The sequence below is a fragment of the Fulvitalea axinellae genome, assembly GCF_036492835.1.
GTDB classification, from domain to species: domain Bacteria; phylum Bacteroidota; class Bacteroidia; order Cytophagales; family Cyclobacteriaceae; genus Fulvitalea; species Fulvitalea axinellae.
This window is the reverse complement of record NZ_AP025314.1, coordinates 1,204,278-1,221,918: the sequence shown is the minus strand read 5'-3', so window position 1 is coordinate 1,221,918 and position 17,641 is coordinate 1,204,278. Positions and strand designations below refer to the sequence as shown.

Genomic DNA, 17,641 nt, shown 5'->3' with positions numbered 1-17,641 from the left:
AAATCCATATCCAACATAAGCCACGCAGAAATGGAACAACAGATCAACAAAGCCCGCGAACTGCTACAGACACACGAACACTACACCTACAGCGTCTCGGCGGTCGAGGACGGCGAACTTCGGAACGTCTACACCGGCATGAGCCAAGAGGACGTGGATGTCGGCGAAACCGTCATGTCCGTAAAGGAGAGCCATCCCGAAGCGGAGCAAATCAATATCGACATCAGAAAGCCGAACGGGAGCAGTTCGAAATCCGTCAAACGGCTCGTGATCAGCGTGGCGTCGCCACGGACTCCGCAATATCCGGAGCAACCGCAACGGCCATATTATCCGCCGCAACCCCAAGCCGGAATGCAGGGGCTCGGCATGGTTCAGCCCGATATGTCGGGAACTTTTGCGAAAGCCCAGATACTGGAGTACCAGCTAAAGCATGTGGAAAAGGACCGTGACCGCCTCGAAAAGAAAAACGAGGCTTTGGAGAGCGAAAACGAGAGGCTGAAGAAGGAGAATTTCGAGCTGGAGAAAGAGAACAAGTTCAAGGACGAGCACTTCGAGCTGGAGCGCAAGGGTGACGAGGCCGAGCGCAAAGGAAGCCTGTCCGGGATAGTGGAAACGGTGGGAAGCAATCCCGCGTTGGCCAATGTCGCCGCCATGGCGGTGTCCCGGCTGATGGGCGTCGGAATGGACGAACTGACGGGCAATCCGCAAGAACCCGAGCAACAGCCCGCCCAAAACGGCGAGTCCCCGACGGTTTACCATAAGGATTCCGAACTGAATTCCATGATCGGCAACACGGTGCAATGGCTTCAGGAACAGGAAAAAGAGGTGGTCAAGCGTGTCTATACCCTCTTTTCGGCCATCGCCAAAGACCCCGCTTTCCTTGACAAATTTGTTCCTCCCCCAACCCAAAAGCCCGAAGCCGATGCCTGAGAAAACGACTTTGGAAATAAGCGTCCGGCTGGACAATCCGCTGATGGCCGGGCGGATCAGGGAGGCTTTGGAGAAAATCGCCTCCAATATCGATCCCCAGAACCTGAAAACCCTCGCCGAGAAATCGGAAAAGAAAGGGATTAACGACAAGATCCGAAAATTCAAAAACTTCATTTAGGCATGAATCCATTGGCAGTACAAAAAGGCTTGCAAATCGCCTCCGGCGCCGGAAAGAGAGCCAAGGAATTGGCGAATTCCGGCGCCGGGCAAAAAGTGATCCTCGGGGCGGGAGTCCTTACCGCCCTGTACCTGATCAACCGCTGGATGGTCCAAGGGAAAATCAAACAGAACGTTCTGGAGGCCCAAAACCGCTACGGCACGAAATCCAAAAGCAGTCACGCCATTTCGCTGGCTTCCCGGTTCCACACGTCCATGCACAAACTGGCGGCTTGGCTCTGGGACGGCACCGACGAAAAGGCCATCTACGAGGCGGCTTACGATATGGTCCGCCAAGGCGTTCCGTTTTCCGCCGTGGCGACCGAGTACAAAAAGCTCTATAACAGGATTCTTCTGAAGGATCTGACCAACGAACTGGACGACAGGGAAATCAAGAAATTCCACGCCATCCTCCAATCACCCCAAAACCAAACATCATGAACGGCTGGCTAATCGCGGCCGCGGGAGCGGCCTTCTATTATCTCTCCATAAAGAACGGCGACGGTGCCGAACTGATCAACCCCGGACCGGAAAGCAACCCTTTGCCACGGCCCGGAACCAAGGCGCCGGGCGTACCCGCTGGAATCTGGCCGTTGAGAAAAGGCCACCGGGGCGAGACAGTGAAACGGCTCCAGCTCGCTTTGCTGGAAAAAGGCGGCGAACCCGCCCGGACCATCCGCATGTCGGGCGGAGCGGACGGGGTTTTCGGCAACGGTTTGGCCAAGGCGCTGAAGTCCGCCGGGCATTCCGAAACGGTGAGCTTCGAACTGTTCCAGAAGATCACGGACCTGAAGCTGGACAAGGACGCCCGGACAGCCGACAACCGCAAGCGCGTGTTCGTCTCGGTCAACTCTTGGGACGGCGAACGGATTTTCAAAGGCGTCTCGGACCGCAGAAACCTGATTTCGGGCTACGGCAAAGACGCCATTATCAAGCTGATGAACAGGCGCCACGTCGGGGAAGCCACCGGGCTGGAGAAAAACGGCATGGCGCAGGTCCGCTTCAATATCGGCGGCCAAGACTATTTGGCGTGGATCGACAAAACGCAGGCCTCGTTTCACACCGAGCTTGACTTCAACCTGCTTTTCTGCGACAAGATCACGGCGAAAAGCGACCACGAGAAATCACTAATCCAAAAAGCTTTCAGATCATGAGTTTCGACAGAGCGCACGAAATAGCGATGAAGCACGAGGGGTTTTACGCCAACAATCCCAACGATAAAGGAGGCGAAACCTACCGCGGAATCGCCCGCAATTATCACCCGGGTTGGGAAGGCTGGGCATTGGTGGACGCCGAGAAAAGGCGTCTGGGCGTAAGCTCCCTAAAGACCAACCAGCGAATCAATTCCCCTACGCTTGACAGTCTGGTAAAGGCGTTTTACCGCGTCAAGTTTTGGCGAAGGGGTTGGTTCGACAAGTTCGCCGATTCCAGTCTGGCCATTCAGGCGTACGACTTCTATATCAACGCCGGTGGCAACGCCGTCAAGGTATTGCAACGGGTACTGAATGACAGTTTCGGCTTTAGTTTGGCCGTGGACGGCGCAATGGGTCGCAACACTGTCAACGCCGTCAACTCGGTTCCGGGCTCCGAGCTTTTCGAGGCGTTCAAACAAGGGCGCATCGCATATTATAAGCGTATCGCCAAAGGTTCGAACGCCGGTTTTCTGCCCGGTTGGCTCAAGCGAGCCTCCATGTTCAACTACGCCGGCGGAATTTCGGCGGTGGCGTTGCTGGCTATCTTCGTCGGTTTGTGGCTTTTAAACAAACCGTCATGAGCGTATTCAAAAAACTGTTCACCGAACAAGGTCCGAAACTCGTCAAAACCCTGACCGGCTTTATTGACAACATTAACACCACCGACGAGGAAAAGGGCAAGCTGAAGAGGCAAATTTCGGAAGCCGTGATGAACTTCTTTCTGAATGTCTTGGCCCTGCAAGTTCAGGTGATCACCGCCGAGATGAACGGCAACTTTCTTCAGCGTTCTTGGCGCCCGGTCACGATGCTGGTATTCGTGGCTATTATCGCCTACGGACATTTCGTTGACATTGAGATTTCCCCCCAACTGTTTCCTTTGGTGAAGATCGGCCTCGGCGGGTATGTGGTGGGCCGTTCGGCTGAGAAGATAGCCAAGACCGTCACCCAAAACATGGATCTTACTTTCTTGAGGAAAAAAGACCGCAAAGATGCGTATTACCAAGACTCACAATAGCACCGAAACCGGGCATCGACTCTGCGTGGCTGCGTTCGGCCTCGGTTTCTATTTTATGGCGAAGGCGACCCGACGGGACGCCTTCCCGTTTTTCGTTATCGGGAGCGCCGTCGGCTCCCTGCTTTGCGACAAAAATCCCCGCCCCGCAAAGCGTCTGGTCCCCCTTGTTCCAATCCAATAAACCGCCTGTTATGATTATCGAAACCCTCGGCCTGTTAGGCATCGCCACCGCTTTTTTTTCCGAAGACAAACCCGCAACCGACAACGGTCTTGGAGCCATCGAAACGCCTAATCCCTCGCTGGACCCGTCGGCCCTGTACGGAATTCCCTGCATGAACGAACGGACCGCCCGCAAGCTTTACGGGGAACCCGGCCAACCGCTGGAAGGGCTCGGGGGTACCGATGAGAAGGGTGAAAAGATCAGGGACGTTTACCAGATCGTGACCAATTTGATTTTGGAAAAAATAGAGTCTTCGGATTCCCTGCCTTGGCGAAAGCCTTGGAGTCAGGTAGTCTATACACTTGAGGCCGGCAAAACCGTCTCGTCGGGAGCGCACCAGAATTTCGGGACACGCCGGAGGTATTCGGGCGTCAACGTGCTGTTGCTCACCATGGCGGACCGCTCGATTCCGTACTGGATGACTTTTAACCAGATCGACAAGAAAGGCGGCCGGGTCAAGGAAGGGGCGGAATCGGAAAAGGTGATTTATTACACCCTGATCGCCAAAGACCCCGAAGGCAAGCGGATTACGGTTGACGAATACAACAGGGCCCAAGAAGAGGGACTGAAGGATTATAAAATGTATCCTATTCTGAAGTATTACCGGGTTTTCAATATCGAGGACGTTACGGGAATAGACTTCGGCATAGTGGCCACGCCCGCGACGGATTACCAGCCCGTGGCCCTTCAAACGGCCAATGACATAGTCACCTATATGCCGAAGCGCCCGCCGGTCAACCACGGCGGGCAGGCTTGGTGGAAGCCGGGCAAGGACGTTGTGAACATGCCGTATTACGACCAGTTCGAAGAGCCCCAAAAGTATTATTCCATCCTGTTCCATGAGTTGGCCCACTCCACGATGGACCCCAAACGCCTGAACGATCCGGAAAGGGGCGGCAAGAAATTCGGTGACCCGAAGTACACCGAAGAGGAATTGGTCGCCGAGTTTACGGCCCAGTACCTTTCCGCCGAAGCGGGGATTTTCTTCCATACCCGGGACAACAGCGCCGCCTATGTAAAAGGCTGGAAAAGATCTATCCGCCAATCGATGGAAGAGGACAACAGGTGGATTTTCCGCACCATGTCCAAAGCCCAGAAAGCCGCCGATTATATTCTGGACAACCGGAAAAAGAAGAAAGCCTATACCCCGAAACTCTCGACGGGGAAATTGCTGGAGGCGGAACAGAAGCCAAAGGAGAAAGAACCCGCTCCAAAACCAACTAAAACCGTTTCAAAACCCGTCCGGAACGGATCAAAAAAGGGTAAAACCGCTCCGGACCTGAACCGCAAACGCTCAAAACCTACCAAGCCCGTTTCCAAACCGCCGAAGCCCTTAACGCCCGAAGAACGGACGTATCAAGAGAAGAAAAAGAAGTTCGACAAGGCGGTCGAGGCCGGGCGGTTTAGTCAGGACAAGGCGGACCGGGTACTGAAACCGTACCGAGAGAAGGCGGAAGCCTCGAAAAAACAGCTTTCCCTGTTCGGAACCCAAAAGCGCAAGCCATGAGCGAAAGATATATCAACAGGAACATTCTGCCCGACCGGCTCCGCAAAGAACTGCGGAAATACGAAAAATCCCCAAAGCGATACGAAACGGAGTTGGAAATCCTTTACGCCGAGATAGAGGAAAAGCACCCGCTGGCCCTGAAGGCGCCCGCCAAAAAGCTGAAAAGCTCCGACCTTCCGCCCGACCTGTCGGGGATCTTCTCGGGGATCGGCGAGAAAAGCGCGACCCGGGAAGTCAAGGCGCTGAAGCTGAAAGGCGTTCTGGCCCGCTGGTTCGGCGAGATAGAGAAATACGAATACCTGATGCTTTTGCGGGGCGACAAGGGAGCGGGCAAGAGCAGTTTCCTTTTCCAGATCGCCGACTTTTTCGCCGGAAACGGAATGAACGCCGGTTTCTTTTCTCTGGAGATGGACAAGGAATCGAAACTGATCAAGGAGGACTATCGCAAAAGGAATATCAAACCCGCCAACGAGAAACGGATCTTGGTAGCCTCCGAACTACCCGAAGGCCTGAAGACCATCCAAAAAGCGGCCGAAGCCTTTGACGTGATCCTGATAGACAGTTGGCAAAAGGTGACGGGCGCCAAACAGCAGGACATTGACCGCCTGCGCAAAGCCCACAAAGAGACGATCTTTATAGTGATCACCCAGAGCAACACCGCCGGAACGACCAGAGGCGGTAATATGGCGGACTTTGACGCCTCGGCGGTGGCGCACGTGTATGAGGGTGGCATGGCTACGTTCGAAAAGAACCGCTACGCTTCTGAATCCGGTTTGGTCTATTCGGTATTCGAGGGAAAAATAGTGGACGCCGAAGACTAAGGGGAAACGGTCCTATACATGAAATTAATTATTCGGTTCCTGTTATTTACCGTATAGGGGAAGTGACAGGAACTTTTTTATGAAAAACCGAAAATGGGCATAGCATTAATATGCATATGATATTAGTCATGTTTAACTTTATTGAGTCACTTTTAGATGAAATAAAATTGATGTTGTATTTTTTAGATATTAATTTTTTACTGTTTTTGAGAAAGGGAAATATTTTGTAAATGGGAGATAACGGGAATTCCTGTTATTTCATGTTGTGGAGCATTAAAGAATGGGATATTTAGCAGACGTATATGTAATCCAAAAGTCAAGGTCAAAAAAACTAGGAGTTGATTTTTTGAACCATTTCCTTCCGATAAGAGAAGAAAGTGCCGATGAGTATCTCATTCCTCAGTATTTAGATGATCCAATTCATGAATTTGATAATGCTGAGGATTTAATGACTTTCCTTGAATCCAATCCGCAATATGCTCAAAGTATTTATTGGAGAAATAAAGACAAAGAGAATCTCAACAAACAAGGAATGATCTTCTATACAAAAGATGGAAACATGATTCTCGGAATATCAAGAAACGCTGATATGAGTGGAAACTTGAACACCGAAAATGAGGATGAATGCTTAATCGAAATGAAAAAATATTTTAAAACGGAAAATGGATACATTCACTATGAAAATCCACCAGCGAAGTCCTATGATGAATTTATCGAAATAGTGAATAAATTAAAAAGATAAAAACGACACCACAACAAAACCTAAACTGCATTAAAACGCAGTTTAGCCAAACCGTTGTACTCCATTATGAAAAAGATACTATCTAATTTAATTTTACTTCTGACAATACAAAGTGCATATGGGCAGGACAGTTTTTTTACAAAAAAAGTATAGTAGGAACTTTTCACGATTCAAATAAATTAATAAATGGAATGTCATTTGGATTTTTATCTACGATGGCAGATCATAGAAATGTAAAAACAAATGGGCTTCGTTTAGAAATACCAGGAATAGGATTTCTATCATTCATGGGTAATGGATTTCCTAATGCAACTTCTCCCTTTGAATTAAATAACTATAGTTACAGTGAAGTAATGAATGGTTTAAATATCTCAACAGGTTCTTGGTGTGATTGTAATTATAATGGATTAACGATTGGTATAGTTGGGCAATATGGGAAATTGGGAAACGGTTTCTCTCTAGCAGGTGGTTGGAATATAATTGATAAACAAAATGGACTTCAATTAGCTACTATTGCAAATAGTTCTTACTACATGAATGGAGTACAAATTTCGGCCTTTAATTTTGCTCATGATGGAATTGGAGTACAAATAGGAATTTTGAATAATTCAAAAAAATTCAAAGGGTTACAATTAGGGCTTTGGAATGTAAATCAGAAAAGAAAACTCCCACTAATTAATTGGAATTTTGAATAAAAGCCGGTGTACAACAAAACCTAAACTGCATTAAAATGCAGCTTAGCCAAAACGTTAACCACAACCTAAAAGAACATACTGCAAATGAAAAAATCAATACGACCTCCTGAAAATTGGCAAGACTTTGAAAGCTTATGTAAAAAGCTTTTTGGTGAAGTATGGGGATGTCCTTATACAATTAAAAAAAATGGTAGACTTGGACAGCCACAAGCAGGTGTAGATGTTTACGGAAAACCAAAGGGAGAAGAAGACTATTGGGCCATTCAATGTAAAGGGAAAGATAATTATATAAATAGTAAACTGACAAAAAAGGAAATAAATGAGGAAATTGAAAAAGCTCTGACATTTGAACCAAAATTGAAAGTTTATGCTTTTGCGACAACAGCACCTAAAGATGTTGAGATTGAAAAATATGTTCGATTAAAGGACATCGAAAGTACTAAAAAAGGAGATTTTGAAATTATACTCTATTCTTGGGAGGATATTGCAGATTTAATCGAGGAGCACAGAGATACATTCAATTGGTATGTAAACAATTTACAATTTAAAGAGCAATTTGATACTGAAGTTTCATTCCAAACAGAAAACGATAACAATGTATTGATTCCAAAATTTTTGAAAACAACAACGAATTATATCAAAAGACTTGAACCTGAATTGTCGAATAACATTTTTAGTGCTGTTCAAGCACAACTGTTTTCTGTAAATAGAGGAATGTTTGGACCGCAAAAGAAAAATCATGGTTGGTGCAAATTGAGCGTTGCTATTTTCAACTCGGGTAATAAGGTTTTAGAGGATTGGAAATTTTGGTTGAGTTTTGATGAAGATACTGTGGCAAAGGTTGACGATGATTTCACTAATGACATTCTTATGTATAAAGAACTTGCTAAATATCGAACAACTTGGGCATACGAAGATGAAAAGCAAATTCTATTTAGACCTCTAGATAATTCTCCTTTGATACAAAAGGATAGTAAGGTTTTTGAGTGTTATTGCATACCTAAATATGATTCAAAATCGATTAAAATTGGATGGCAATTATTAGCACGAGATTTTGATTTGGAAGGTGTTGCAGAATTTGAGGTAAATCCTAAATATGAAACGGAAGTGAAAAGTAAATACGTTGACAATTCAGAAGACGTAAGAGAAGAAATTGAAATTAGTGATTATATTACGACTATAGAGAAAGAAGATTGATAAAAGGTAGCAGCTAACCGAGTAGACGGCCATGAGCCATAAGCCCTCAGTGCGCCTCTCACACCACTGTACGTACGGCTCTCTTATACGGCGTATACTTTCTCTTAACTTTTGATGTTGTTCATTATACTCACCTTGTTCAATAAAAATGAACACTATAGGTATAGTGAACAAGCCCTCTATATTTCCGACTTTTAGGGAAAAGATCTTTATGTTTCTTCCTTGATCGTATACACCGGCTTTATACCTTTTCAGGGGGCAGATAAAGAGACAGCTAGATCTATTGTAGAGGATTTTGATGCCTCGACAGTGGCGTATGTGCATGAGGGTGGCATGGCTACGTTCGAAAAGAATCGCTCGCTACGCTTCAGAATCTGATTTGGTTAATTCGGTATTCAAGGGGAATATAGTGGACGCTGAAGATTAAGAGGAAACGGTTCCATAAATGAGGTTAATTGTTCGGTTCCTGTTATTTCCCGTATAGGGAAGTAACAGGAACTTTTTTTATGAAAAGCCTATAGCATTAATATGCATATGACTTTAGTCATGTTTGACTTTATTGAGTCACATTTAGATGAAATAAAATTGATATTGTATTTTTTAGATATTAATTTTTTACTGTTTTTGAGAAAGGGAAATGTTTTGTAAATGGGAGATAACGGGAATTCTTGTTATTCCATGTTGGGGGTCATACAAGGAGACTTAGAACACTTTTGACAAACTAGAGAAGAATCATTATGGACGATTATAAAGAAGAAGTAATTGAAAGATTGAATAAAAGTTTCATTTACAAGACACTAAAAGAGAAATGCAAAGAAAAGGATTCAGAAGTAATTGCTCTAGTTGATAGTGTTGTCCTTTATTCTTACAGTCGAGCCAAAACAATCATAAAGCATATGGGAGAATTTACTCTACACGATGGTGAGCATTTGTTTAGAGTATTAAACCTTATGGAAAGAATATTGACATCTGAGAATGTCCAAAAACTATCTATTCCAGAATTACAACTACTTGTCTTGAGTGCAATGATGCATGATATTGGGATGGCACCAGAAGAAAAGGATGTTCTTGCATGGAAAAAGGTTTTTGACTACAAACCTGAATTTGAATCTGAAGAAGAAAAGAACACAAGTGAAAAATTTAAACGCTTTTATTCATCACGTCCAGATGATAAAAAAAAGATTTCAGATTATATTTTTCAAGACAAACATTCAAAAGCAGACACTCTTAAAGGATATTTGATAACTGAATTTATTAGAATCACCCATGCCGAAAGAGCTCGCGAGATAATCGAAAAAGATTGGGAAGGTAAAATATTATTTAGAGATGTAGATTTAACTGTTGAATTTGCACAAATATGTTTTAGCCATAACGAAGAAGCGTTAAGCTTGTTGGAATTAGATAAAAATTTTCTTTGTGGCTCAGGAATCGTTGCTTGTTTACCATTAATTGGATTAATACTTCGATTAGCAGACGTGCTAGATTTTGATGGCAAAAGAACTCCACCCGTTTTGTTTTCACATTTGTACGTAAGGCACCCTGTTTCTCTATCAGAATGGAATAAACACAGAGCGATTGAAGCATGGGAAATTAACCCTGATATGATTCAATTTGGTGCAAAATGTTCACATCCAGCAATTGAAGCTTCAATCCATGAATTCTGCAATTTTATTGATAAAGAGTTAAGTATTTGCAACAACATAATTGCATCATTAAACGAGTTTAATTTAAGTAAAGCCAGAGAGGTAAAAGTTAAATTCCCATATAAAGTTAATAGAGAGAAAATACAGACGAAACGCAATATCAAAAATAAACCCATTTATATCTATCGTGATACCAAATTCAATTTAAGCAAAAAGCAAGTAATTGATTTGTTAATGGGGACAAAGCTTTATGGAAGTTCAGAGGTTGCATTGAGAGAACTACTTCAAAATTCAATAGATGCTTGCTTATTGCGTCAGGCTCAAGAGCAAAAGTGGGGTAATCCTTATATTCCCGAAATATCTGTAAAATATTATAAATATGAAGATGATTTTGTTCTAGAGGTTAGTGATAATGGAACAGGTATGGACCAATATATAATAGATAACTATTATTCAAAAATTGGTTCTTCATTCTACAAATCAGCAGATTTTTACAGTTTAAAATCAGAATCAAATGCTGATTTCTCACCAACATCAAGATTTGGTATCGGAATTCTATCTTGTTTCATGGTTGCAGACACCTTATGGGTAGATACAAAAAGAGTTTATGCGCCGCATAAATCAAGTGAACCATTAAATGTGATGGTCGAAGGACAAGAAAGCATTTTTCTTATCAAAGAAGGAGAAAGGGAAATGCCAGGGACAACTACTAAGCTCTTTCTAAGAGACCAAAACCCTTGGGAAAGGTTAAAGGAAGATGAATTTATTAAATCAGTCGAAACAATAATTCCTAATCCACCATTTAAAATAAATATTTTAACAGAATCTCAAAAAAAAACAAAAGATGAGAATAGTTTTCAAGAAGTAGTTGCAAGCTCAATGAAAGATTTTTCATGGAGGGAGCACGATAATATAAGAATGTTCGATATTAAGTTAGATAATCAAAAGGAGGGAATTCTTGGTTCTGCAACAATTGCGATATTGGAAAGTCATGGGAAGCCAGTTTCACGACTTGAATTAAACTCTAGGGATGTCGAAATTGAGGGTGAAACATATACATTAGAAAGAAGTATACGTATTTCTGAAAATTCAATTTCAGAATCGTCTAAGTCAATAACCATAAATGATGATGGAGATATAAATGAAGGTGATTCTACATCTGAATTTGCGAAATCAAAATCACGTCTTTCATTACATGGAATTGAAATACCTTCTTCATTGTTTCCTCAATCATGGAGACGGAAAAATAATCAAGTGAAAATCTCTTGGCCGTTTCCTCTTTTGCTTGTAGTGGATGTTTGTGGACAAAGAGATTTAGATTTAAACTCTCCAAGGACAGAAATTATTATGAGTGAAAAATGGGCGGATTTTGAAGAAAAACTAGCCACTTTAATTTGTCTGAGTTTATCAAAATTAGTCGAACCTGATTATTGGGAAAATCTAAAGGAGATATTTAAGAAAAACAATAAGAATGAAATATTTTTAAAAGCATTGGAGAAAATAAAATAAAGCACGAACACCCAATAATGTGTCATACGTAATACGCCTACTTCAGGCGTAACACAACACACTGGTAGTGTCCTAAAAGTAAGGATGGCTTTGTTGCCAGATAGTCAGTTAGGATATTTGTGGAGTATGCCAAACTCGAAAGAATGCCCCCACTGTGGTAGCGGAAATACCGTAAAGAATGGTAAATCTCATTATGGGAAACAGAACCACAAGTGCAAGAACTGCAATCGTCAATTCGTTGACCGCACCCCAAAAGAGGAAGCAAAGAAATCATTTCGAATGGAAACTCTTTTTAGGCTACTTGGAGAACGTCTTTCACTGCGGGCCATTGGCTGGGTCTTAACGGGAAGCCTTGGGCGGGTATGTTACCACGCATCCCGCATATGGAAATCATTACCTGAGCATCTGCCTGTTAGTGAGGGTCTTTTAGATGGTGAGATCAGCTGTCTCTGTCTGGAAGGCGATGAGTTATGGAGCTTTGTGGGAGCAAAAGACTGCCCCGAATGGGTGTGGGTAGCGATCGAAAGGAAAACGAAACTGATCGTTGGGTTTCATATCGGAGCCAGAGATTCCCAAGGGGCTAAAGGGCTATACTTGAGCATTGACAAAAGGCTACGGGGTAAGTCGCTGATATTCACGGATGGCCTTCTCGCATACGGAACAGCATTCGAGAAGGGACAGCTTTCACAGGAAGGGAAAGGAAAAACCATGGCGATCGAACGGTTCAACAACACCTTGAGGCAACGTTGCTCCAGATTGGTCCGGAAATCCTTATCTCTTTCTAAAAGTTGGGCCAATCACTATGATTCAATCAGGTTTGTCATTGCAATGTACAATAATGAAATCTTAGCAAAATAGGCGTCCTTACTTTTAGGACACTACCACTACCGAATTAAGAGTTGTTTGAGTTTATATTTATTTTTTTCAATTTTATTGAAAAAAATAAGAAAGAAAGATTACTTATAAAGAAATAAGAATTTTGGTTGTATCCTTGTTTCTGTGAGGTATTTTTATAACTGGAGGTATAATAATATGAGTAGAGCATTTTTATCACATAGCAGTAAACAAAAAAACTTGGTCAGAAATATTGCAAACAATTTAGGGAAAGGCCAATGTGTTTTTGATGAATTTGAGTTTGAATCGGGAATGCCAATACTTGGTGAAATATTAAAGGGGCTTAAAAGTACAGAGCTATTTGTACTATTTATCTCAGATGATTCATTAAACTCGGAATGGGTGCAACAAGAAATATCAGAAGCAAAAAACATTTTAGACAATGGGTATCAAAAATCCATATATCCAATCTTAATTGATAGATCACTGAATGTAGGCGATGATAAAAGAATTCCTAGTTGGTTAAAAAAGTATTTGCTTAAAGCCATAACCGATCATTTTCTCATTACAAAAAAAATTAAGCAACGACTTCGAGAACTTTCATTAGAACATAATCCAAGTTTTAAGGCAAAAGAATCCTTATTTGTTGGTCGTAATGAAATGTTAGATCAACTGGAGTCTAAAATTTATAGCATAGGTGATTTTAAGCCACATTCAATTATTGTATCAGGAATGGTTGGGATTGGCAGGCGAACGTTTCTCAAAAATGCTTTAAAATGGGTTAAAAAAATTCAGGAATTTTATGAACCGATATATATAACTCTTGATACGAAAGATTCAATAGAAGACTTTATTATAAAGGTTCAAGATTTTGAGGACAGGACTTCAAGTGAATCTTTAGAACAGCTCCAATCTTTGTCATTTGAGGAAAAGATAGAGGAAGCTAAAAGTTTATTGGTAAAAGTTAAAAGCTCCAATGAGTTTATTTTTATTATAGATTTTGGATGTGTTATTAAGCCATCAAAGAAAGTTGCGAATTGGTATTTGAAGTTAATTGAAGATTCTCAGTTTAAAAACCTACTGACACTTAACATAGTTTCTAGGTTCAGACCATCGACTAATTTTTTACGAAAACAAAAGAGTGTTATTAATTTTCACTTGAATACTCTCTCCGATAAAGATACTGAAAAACTTTTCGTGAAATATTTAACCTTATTGGGGCATGATTTACTTGAAAAGGATGCCCAGGAAGTGTTAAGTATACTAAATGGTGTTCCCGCTCAAACACATTATGCAGTTGAATTTATTCACGATTATGGAATAATAGAGGCAAAAAAAAATAAGCAGGACATTATTGATTTTGGTGAAACACAAGTTTTTTATTTGATTGAGTCTATAAGGAAAAAGGGGAACTTTGAATTTGACTTTTTGGTCCTTCTCTCAAACTTTGAATTTGTTAGTTACGAAATTTTATATTCTATTATAGAGGATGAGGATAAAGTTAACAACACCTTAGAAGATTTTTATATTGCAGGAGTATTTGATTTAGTTGGCGCAAATAAAGAGTATATAAAAGTTCATTATCCTATAGCAGATTATTTAAAACGTTCAAAAGCAAAACTGAAACCAGAATTCCGAGATAAAATTAGGTCATTCATTAAGAAGTTTGTAACCCAAAGCTCACACCGTGAAGAATACGATGACATTTCTCAATTATTGTTAAATGTCAAAGGAGCGATATTAGAGGGGCATAATCTTCCCGAGAAATATTATATCCCATCTTTTATATTAAAAACGGTCGTTGAACATTATTATAATGGGAAATATAGGAATGTCATTAAACTTATTGATAAAGTTTTAGATAAGAAACGCCGTCTTGATAATGACCTAATTCGTGAATTCCAATATTGGTTATGTTTATCCTTGGCAAGAGAAAAAGATGACAGATTTGAAATCGAGATACAGAACATTAGCGGAGCTGATTTTTACTATTTGCATGGCTTTTATTATAGGTTTATAAAACGACTAGGCGATTCACAATATTACCTAGAAAAAGCATTACAAAAGAATCCAAATTTCCAGCGAGCAAAAAGAGAGCTTGTTAATGTTAAGTTAATGAAAGAGGATTACCAAGGCGCACTTAAGTTGGCAAAGGAAAACTACGAAAATCAAAAGCTTAATGCATTTCATATTCAGGCATACTTTATATGTCTAACAAGAAAACAGTATCTGTCAAGAGAGGATAAGCTAAAAATTAATGACCTTTTTAAAAACATGGAAAGGAGTTATGATTTTCGCGCTAAGGGAATAATAGCTGTTATGAAAGGAGAATTTGCGTATTATGTAGAAAAAGATATTCCTAAGTCTGTGAGATTGTTGCAAGAATGCGTTAGGTCTAATCCAGAAAATCATTATTCCGTAAAAGCACTTCGGGAAATCTATACAAAATGTGGTATGCTTGAGCCATTGAATACTCTTAAATCGAAATATAGAACCCAATTAGAAACTTTTGATGTGTAATCATTTAAGAGAAGGTTCGTATAATGGATAATTCGCATATTATTCATTACATCACCTCTAGTGACTATATGAACACACAAGTTTGTTTGTGTTCATTGTTTAATGGATATTGTCAGGTGATTTTTTGACGATTTGTATTTAAATTATTTTCTATATAATGAAGCATTAAAGGTTGTTATTAGTTAAAATCGCCCCCACGTATCAGATACTTGAGGGAGGATTTTATTTACTTTCATACGAAATGATTTGCCATAATTTTTTTAAAGTTGAACTAATGGAATGGTATTATACATTTGGGTTGTTTTTACTGATGATATTTCTGCGTTTTATTGTTAATTTCTATAAATATAAACGAATATCAAAGCTAAAAAATGCCTATATCAATTATTTAGGACTGAATAATTATAGTCTAGCGGAGGATAAAGAAGAGATAAAATCTTTGTTTAGGGAAGCAGGATTAAAAGATTCTTCTGTCTTTCACCAAGAGTTACTGGGATTTGGTAAATATGCAAATGTTCGAATCTCTGTTCTTGATAACTTAACTAATAGAAGAGAGGATATAGTTGGTAATGTACTATTGAAATTCGACGAAGCCATAGGTGTATATCGAAAAAGATTTAGAGAGTCATTTAATCCTATTTTCTGGATAGAGTTCATTGTGAAGTTACCTCAGTACATTATGCAATTTTTAGGGGTGCTTCCTGAAAAGATTTCTGTTAAAATATTTTTAATTATTTATTGGTTAATAGCTATCCTATTCGGATTGAAGAAGTTTGATTTACTTCAATTTTTGGTAAAAAAATAACTCCATTTGAGATGGATAATTTATACTAATGCGAATCAAGGGTAAAACAAGGGAGTATATTGGTAAAAATATACCTTATCGAATATTTACATTAAATAAACCACTATGGACTAAAAGTCCATAGTTTTAACTGCGACTAAAAGTCGCTTCGTATTAAGCTTAACCTTAGAGAAGCCTATACTCGTTTCATGCTGGGGCCAACCTTTTTAGAAGCTAAAAGCTAGATGCACTGAAGTGCATAGTTTTAACTCCTTCTGCGACCAATAAAATAGCTCAATCTCTACTTCTGGTAAGTCTATATTCTTGAAAAGACGTACTACAAGATTAAGTTTTTTTTACTACCATAAACCACAAGCCATTATTACATTTAATGATTTATAAATGTGGTAACTACTATCAAGAAGAGCTTGTTTTATCATTTCTTATCCTTGATCCGCATAATAAGTTTCTTTTGATAGAAAGACTCCTTGTTGAGTCTTTCCTTACAATATCCCCATTACATCCCCTACAACCTTATCCACCTGTATTTCCGCATAATGCTTCATAGTCGTAGAATAGCTAGCGTGACCAAGTATTTTGGCTACAGTATTCGCTGGGACTCCCCTATTCGCTAACATGGTAGCAAACGTTTTTCGTCCAACGTGAGTGGATATATTCTTAGCGATCCCCACTTTCTTGGTGATTTCCTTTAGATATATGTTGATGCTGGCACAATGAAAACGAGAAAATTTAAAATCATATTGGTTAAGCAAATCCAAAGCCAATTGGGAGACCGGAATAATACAAGATGATTTAGTTTTATGGCGCTTAATGTTTAGTATACTTGTTTTGTCCCTACACACCAATGATTCTCTCGATATTTGATAAAGGTCTATATAAGCTAAACCAGTATAGCACTGCACTAAAAAAAAGTCTCTAGCAAAATTTATTTGTTCTGTCTTTCCTTCAAACGCTCTAATCTTTTCGACTTCAATCTCGGATAAAAAAGTCACTTTCTTTGATTCACTTTTCGAATAACTTCTGTAATTCCCTATAAGGTTATTAACCTTCCCCGAATTAGAAACAAAGGTAAAAGCTTGCTTCATTGTTGTTACCACTTTCTGGGCATAAGCCGCAGAATTATTCTTAGTGACCCATCCCTCCAATTGGCTTAAATGCTTAGGCTGATAGTTTTCAGCTTCTACAGCAAGCTGATTCATAGCCGTTAAAGCCTCCTTAATCTTCTTTGAAAAATGGAAATAATTACGATATGTAGCCTCGGAAACACGCCCTTTTGAGGCTGTTAAAAAATCTTCAACAACATTTACTGCGAAATACGCAGAATTACTTACACCCAAATATTTTTTTTTACATCTACGAGAGAAAAGCTGGTATCGCTTTTATCCATAGAATTACAGATTAAAATCAATTCAGCCATCATGCTTTTCAACATCATATTTTGTGCTTTTTCTACGGCCCCGTTTCCCTTTACTAGACCGTTTTTCCACTTGGAAGCAGGCACACTTACACCTGTCGCAATCTCTATTCTTTTACCCGCATACGACAAACGACAATAAACTGGCGACACTAGCGATTTGGCCTCCCTATTCCTCCGGAGCCAGAACATAATTTTGATGTTCATATTCATAATTCCAACTGGCATGTTTAAATGAAAAATAACGTGACTGACGTGAGGATTATGTACAAAATTTTCTTCTAAACAAAAAAAAGGAGAACCGGCTTTCTTTTTCGCCCAAAAATATGGCTTTGCCCCTTCGGCACTCCCCAAAACGGCACTTTTCCCGAAAAAAGCAC

The 17,641-nt window shown here is 40.7% G+C and carries 17 protein-coding genes; 15 read left to right on the top strand and 2 right to left on the bottom strand.

The genetic code is table 11. From position 1 onward, the window contains the following. Window positions 1-30 precede the first annotated feature (30 nt). The 15 genes from AABK39_RS04925 to AABK39_RS04855 all read left to right on the top strand — a co-directional run bounded on the left by AABK39_RS04925 (window position 31) and on the right by AABK39_RS04855 (window position 15,847). Window positions 31-930 carry a hypothetical protein gene (locus tag AABK39_RS04925; RefSeq protein ID WP_338393801.1) on the top strand — a complete coding sequence of 300 codons (900 nt, stop codon included), beginning with the start codon at window positions 31-33 and terminating at the stop codon, window positions 928-930. After that, window positions 923-1,108, top strand: coding sequence for a hypothetical protein (locus tag AABK39_RS04920; RefSeq protein ID WP_338393800.1), 186 nt, complete (start codon window positions 923-925; stop codon window positions 1,106-1,108). Before AABK39_RS04925 ends, AABK39_RS04920 begins: the two co-directional genes overlap by 8 nt. 2 nt (window positions 1,109-1,110) lie before the next feature. Beyond that, the gene (locus AABK39_RS04915) at window positions 1,111-1,587 is read left to right on the top strand and encodes a hypothetical protein (RefSeq protein ID WP_338393799.1); all 477 of its coding nucleotides are present in this window, start codon (window positions 1,111-1,113) and stop codon (window positions 1,585-1,587) included. Next, window positions 1,584-2,300: a peptidoglycan-binding domain-containing protein gene (locus AABK39_RS04910; RefSeq protein ID WP_338393798.1), complete on the top strand. Its 717-nt coding sequence runs from the start codon at window positions 1,584-1,586 to the stop codon at window positions 2,298-2,300. Before AABK39_RS04915 ends, AABK39_RS04910 begins: the two co-directional genes overlap by 4 nt. After that, a complete protein-coding gene (locus tag AABK39_RS04905) occupies window positions 2,297-2,920 on the top strand; it encodes a glycoside hydrolase family 108 protein (protein WP_338393797.1) in 624 nt (207 codons plus the stop codon). Before AABK39_RS04910 ends, AABK39_RS04905 begins: the two co-directional genes overlap by 4 nt. After that, a complete protein-coding gene (locus tag AABK39_RS04900; RefSeq protein ID WP_338393796.1) occupies window positions 2,917-3,354 on the top strand; it encodes a 3TM-type holin in 438 nt (145 codons plus the stop codon). The genes AABK39_RS04905 and AABK39_RS04900 overlap by 4 nt, the downstream gene beginning before the upstream one ends. Before the next feature lie 191 nt (window positions 3,355-3,545). Continuing rightward, the gene (locus tag AABK39_RS04895) at window positions 3,546-5,081 is read left to right on the top strand and encodes a zincin-like metallopeptidase domain-containing protein (protein WP_338393795.1); all 1,536 of its coding nucleotides are present in this window, start codon (window positions 3,546-3,548) and stop codon (window positions 5,079-5,081) included. After that, window positions 5,078-5,902: a P-loop NTPase family protein gene (locus tag AABK39_RS04890; protein WP_338393794.1), complete on the top strand. Its 825-nt coding sequence runs from the start codon at window positions 5,078-5,080 to the stop codon at window positions 5,900-5,902. The genes AABK39_RS04895 and AABK39_RS04890 overlap by 4 nt, the downstream gene beginning before the upstream one ends. A 280-nt stretch (window positions 5,903-6,182) precedes the next feature. Then, on the top strand, window positions 6,183-6,644 hold the full coding sequence (locus AABK39_RS04885; protein ID WP_338393793.1) for a hypothetical protein: 462 nt from the start codon (window positions 6,183-6,185) through the stop codon (window positions 6,642-6,644). Between the two features lie 215 nt (window positions 6,645-6,859). After that, window positions 6,860-7,339: an LA_2272 family surface repeat-containing protein gene (locus AABK39_RS04880; RefSeq protein WP_338393792.1), complete on the top strand. Its 480-nt coding sequence runs from the start codon at window positions 6,860-6,862 to the stop codon at window positions 7,337-7,339. 84 nt (window positions 7,340-7,423) lie between these two features. Beyond that, window positions 7,424-8,536 carry a restriction endonuclease gene (locus AABK39_RS04875; RefSeq protein WP_338393791.1) on the top strand — a complete coding sequence of 371 codons (1,113 nt, stop codon included), beginning with the start codon at window positions 7,424-7,426 and terminating at the stop codon, window positions 8,534-8,536. A gap of 737 nt (window positions 8,537-9,273) precedes the next feature. Continuing rightward, window positions 9,274-11,688, top strand: a complete 2,415-nt coding sequence (locus AABK39_RS04870) for an HD domain-containing protein (RefSeq protein WP_338393790.1) — start codon at window positions 9,274-9,276, stop codon at window positions 11,686-11,688. Window positions 11,689-11,772: 84 nt separating this feature from the next. Continuing rightward, a complete protein-coding gene (locus AABK39_RS04865; RefSeq protein ID WP_338393789.1) occupies window positions 11,773-12,546 on the top strand; it encodes an IS1 family transposase in 774 nt (257 codons plus the stop codon). A 174-nt stretch (window positions 12,547-12,720) separates the two neighbouring features. Further along, window positions 12,721-15,042: a TIR domain-containing protein gene (locus tag AABK39_RS04860; protein WP_338393788.1), complete on the top strand. Its 2,322-nt coding sequence runs from the start codon at window positions 12,721-12,723 to the stop codon at window positions 15,040-15,042. 274 nt (window positions 15,043-15,316) lie between these two features. Further along, window positions 15,317-15,847: a hypothetical protein gene (locus AABK39_RS04855; RefSeq protein ID WP_338393787.1), complete on the top strand. Its 531-nt coding sequence runs from the start codon at window positions 15,317-15,319 to the stop codon at window positions 15,845-15,847. Window positions 15,848-16,329: 482 nt separating this feature from the next. On the opposite strand, the gene AABK39_RS04850 is transcribed toward AABK39_RS04855, so the two are convergent. Both AABK39_RS04850 and AABK39_RS04845 read right to left on the bottom strand, forming a co-directional pair. Beyond that, window positions 16,330-17,184 (bottom strand): site-specific integrase, encoded by an 855-nt coding sequence (locus tag AABK39_RS04850; RefSeq protein WP_338393786.1) that lies wholly within the window; start codon window positions 17,182-17,184, stop codon window positions 16,330-16,332. Continuing rightward, a complete protein-coding gene (locus tag AABK39_RS04845) occupies window positions 17,175-17,615 on the bottom strand; it encodes an Arm DNA-binding domain-containing protein (RefSeq protein ID WP_338393785.1) in 441 nt (146 codons plus the stop codon). Before AABK39_RS04845 ends, AABK39_RS04850 begins: the two co-directional genes overlap by 10 nt. Between the last annotated feature and the right edge of the window lie 26 nt (window positions 17,616-17,641).

Excerpts from the sequence above, each read along its gene's own strand:
- AABK39_RS04925 (WP_338393801.1), top strand. The coding sequence starts at position 31 with ATGGAACAACAGATCAACAAAGCCCGCGAACTGCTACAGACACACGAA.
- AABK39_RS04920 (WP_338393800.1), top strand. The coding sequence starts at position 923 with ATGCCTGAGAAAACGACTTTGGAAATAAGCGTCCGGCTGGACAATCCG.
- AABK39_RS04915 (WP_338393799.1), top strand. The coding sequence starts at position 1,111 with ATGAATCCATTGGCAGTACAAAAAGGCTTGCAAATCGCCTCCGGCGCC.
- AABK39_RS04910 (WP_338393798.1), top strand. The coding sequence starts at position 1,584 with ATGAACGGCTGGCTAATCGCGGCCGCGGGAGCGGCCTTCTATTATCTC.
- AABK39_RS04905 (WP_338393797.1), top strand. The coding sequence starts at position 2,297 with ATGAGTTTCGACAGAGCGCACGAAATAGCGATGAAGCACGAGGGGTTT.
- AABK39_RS04900 (WP_338393796.1), top strand. The coding sequence starts at position 2,917 with ATGAGCGTATTCAAAAAACTGTTCACCGAACAAGGTCCGAAACTCGTC.
- AABK39_RS04895 (WP_338393795.1), top strand. The coding sequence starts at position 3,546 with ATGATTATCGAAACCCTCGGCCTGTTAGGCATCGCCACCGCTTTTTTT.
- AABK39_RS04890 (WP_338393794.1), top strand. The coding sequence starts at position 5,078 with ATGAGCGAAAGATATATCAACAGGAACATTCTGCCCGACCGGCTCCGC.
- AABK39_RS04885 (WP_338393793.1), top strand. The coding sequence starts at position 6,183 with ATGGGATATTTAGCAGACGTATATGTAATCCAAAAGTCAAGGTCAAAA.
- AABK39_RS04880 (WP_338393792.1), top strand. The coding sequence starts at position 6,860 with ATGGCAGATCATAGAAATGTAAAAACAAATGGGCTTCGTTTAGAAATA.
- AABK39_RS04875 (WP_338393791.1), top strand. The coding sequence starts at position 7,424 with ATGAAAAAATCAATACGACCTCCTGAAAATTGGCAAGACTTTGAAAGC.
- AABK39_RS04870 (WP_338393790.1), top strand. The coding sequence starts at position 9,274 with ATGGACGATTATAAAGAAGAAGTAATTGAAAGATTGAATAAAAGTTTC.
- AABK39_RS04865 (WP_338393789.1), top strand. The coding sequence starts at position 11,773 with ATGGCTTTGTTGCCAGATAGTCAGTTAGGATATTTGTGGAGTATGCCA.
- AABK39_RS04860 (WP_338393788.1), top strand. The coding sequence starts at position 12,721 with ATGAGTAGAGCATTTTTATCACATAGCAGTAAACAAAAAAACTTGGTC.
- AABK39_RS04855 (WP_338393787.1), top strand. The coding sequence starts at position 15,317 with ATGGAATGGTATTATACATTTGGGTTGTTTTTACTGATGATATTTCTG.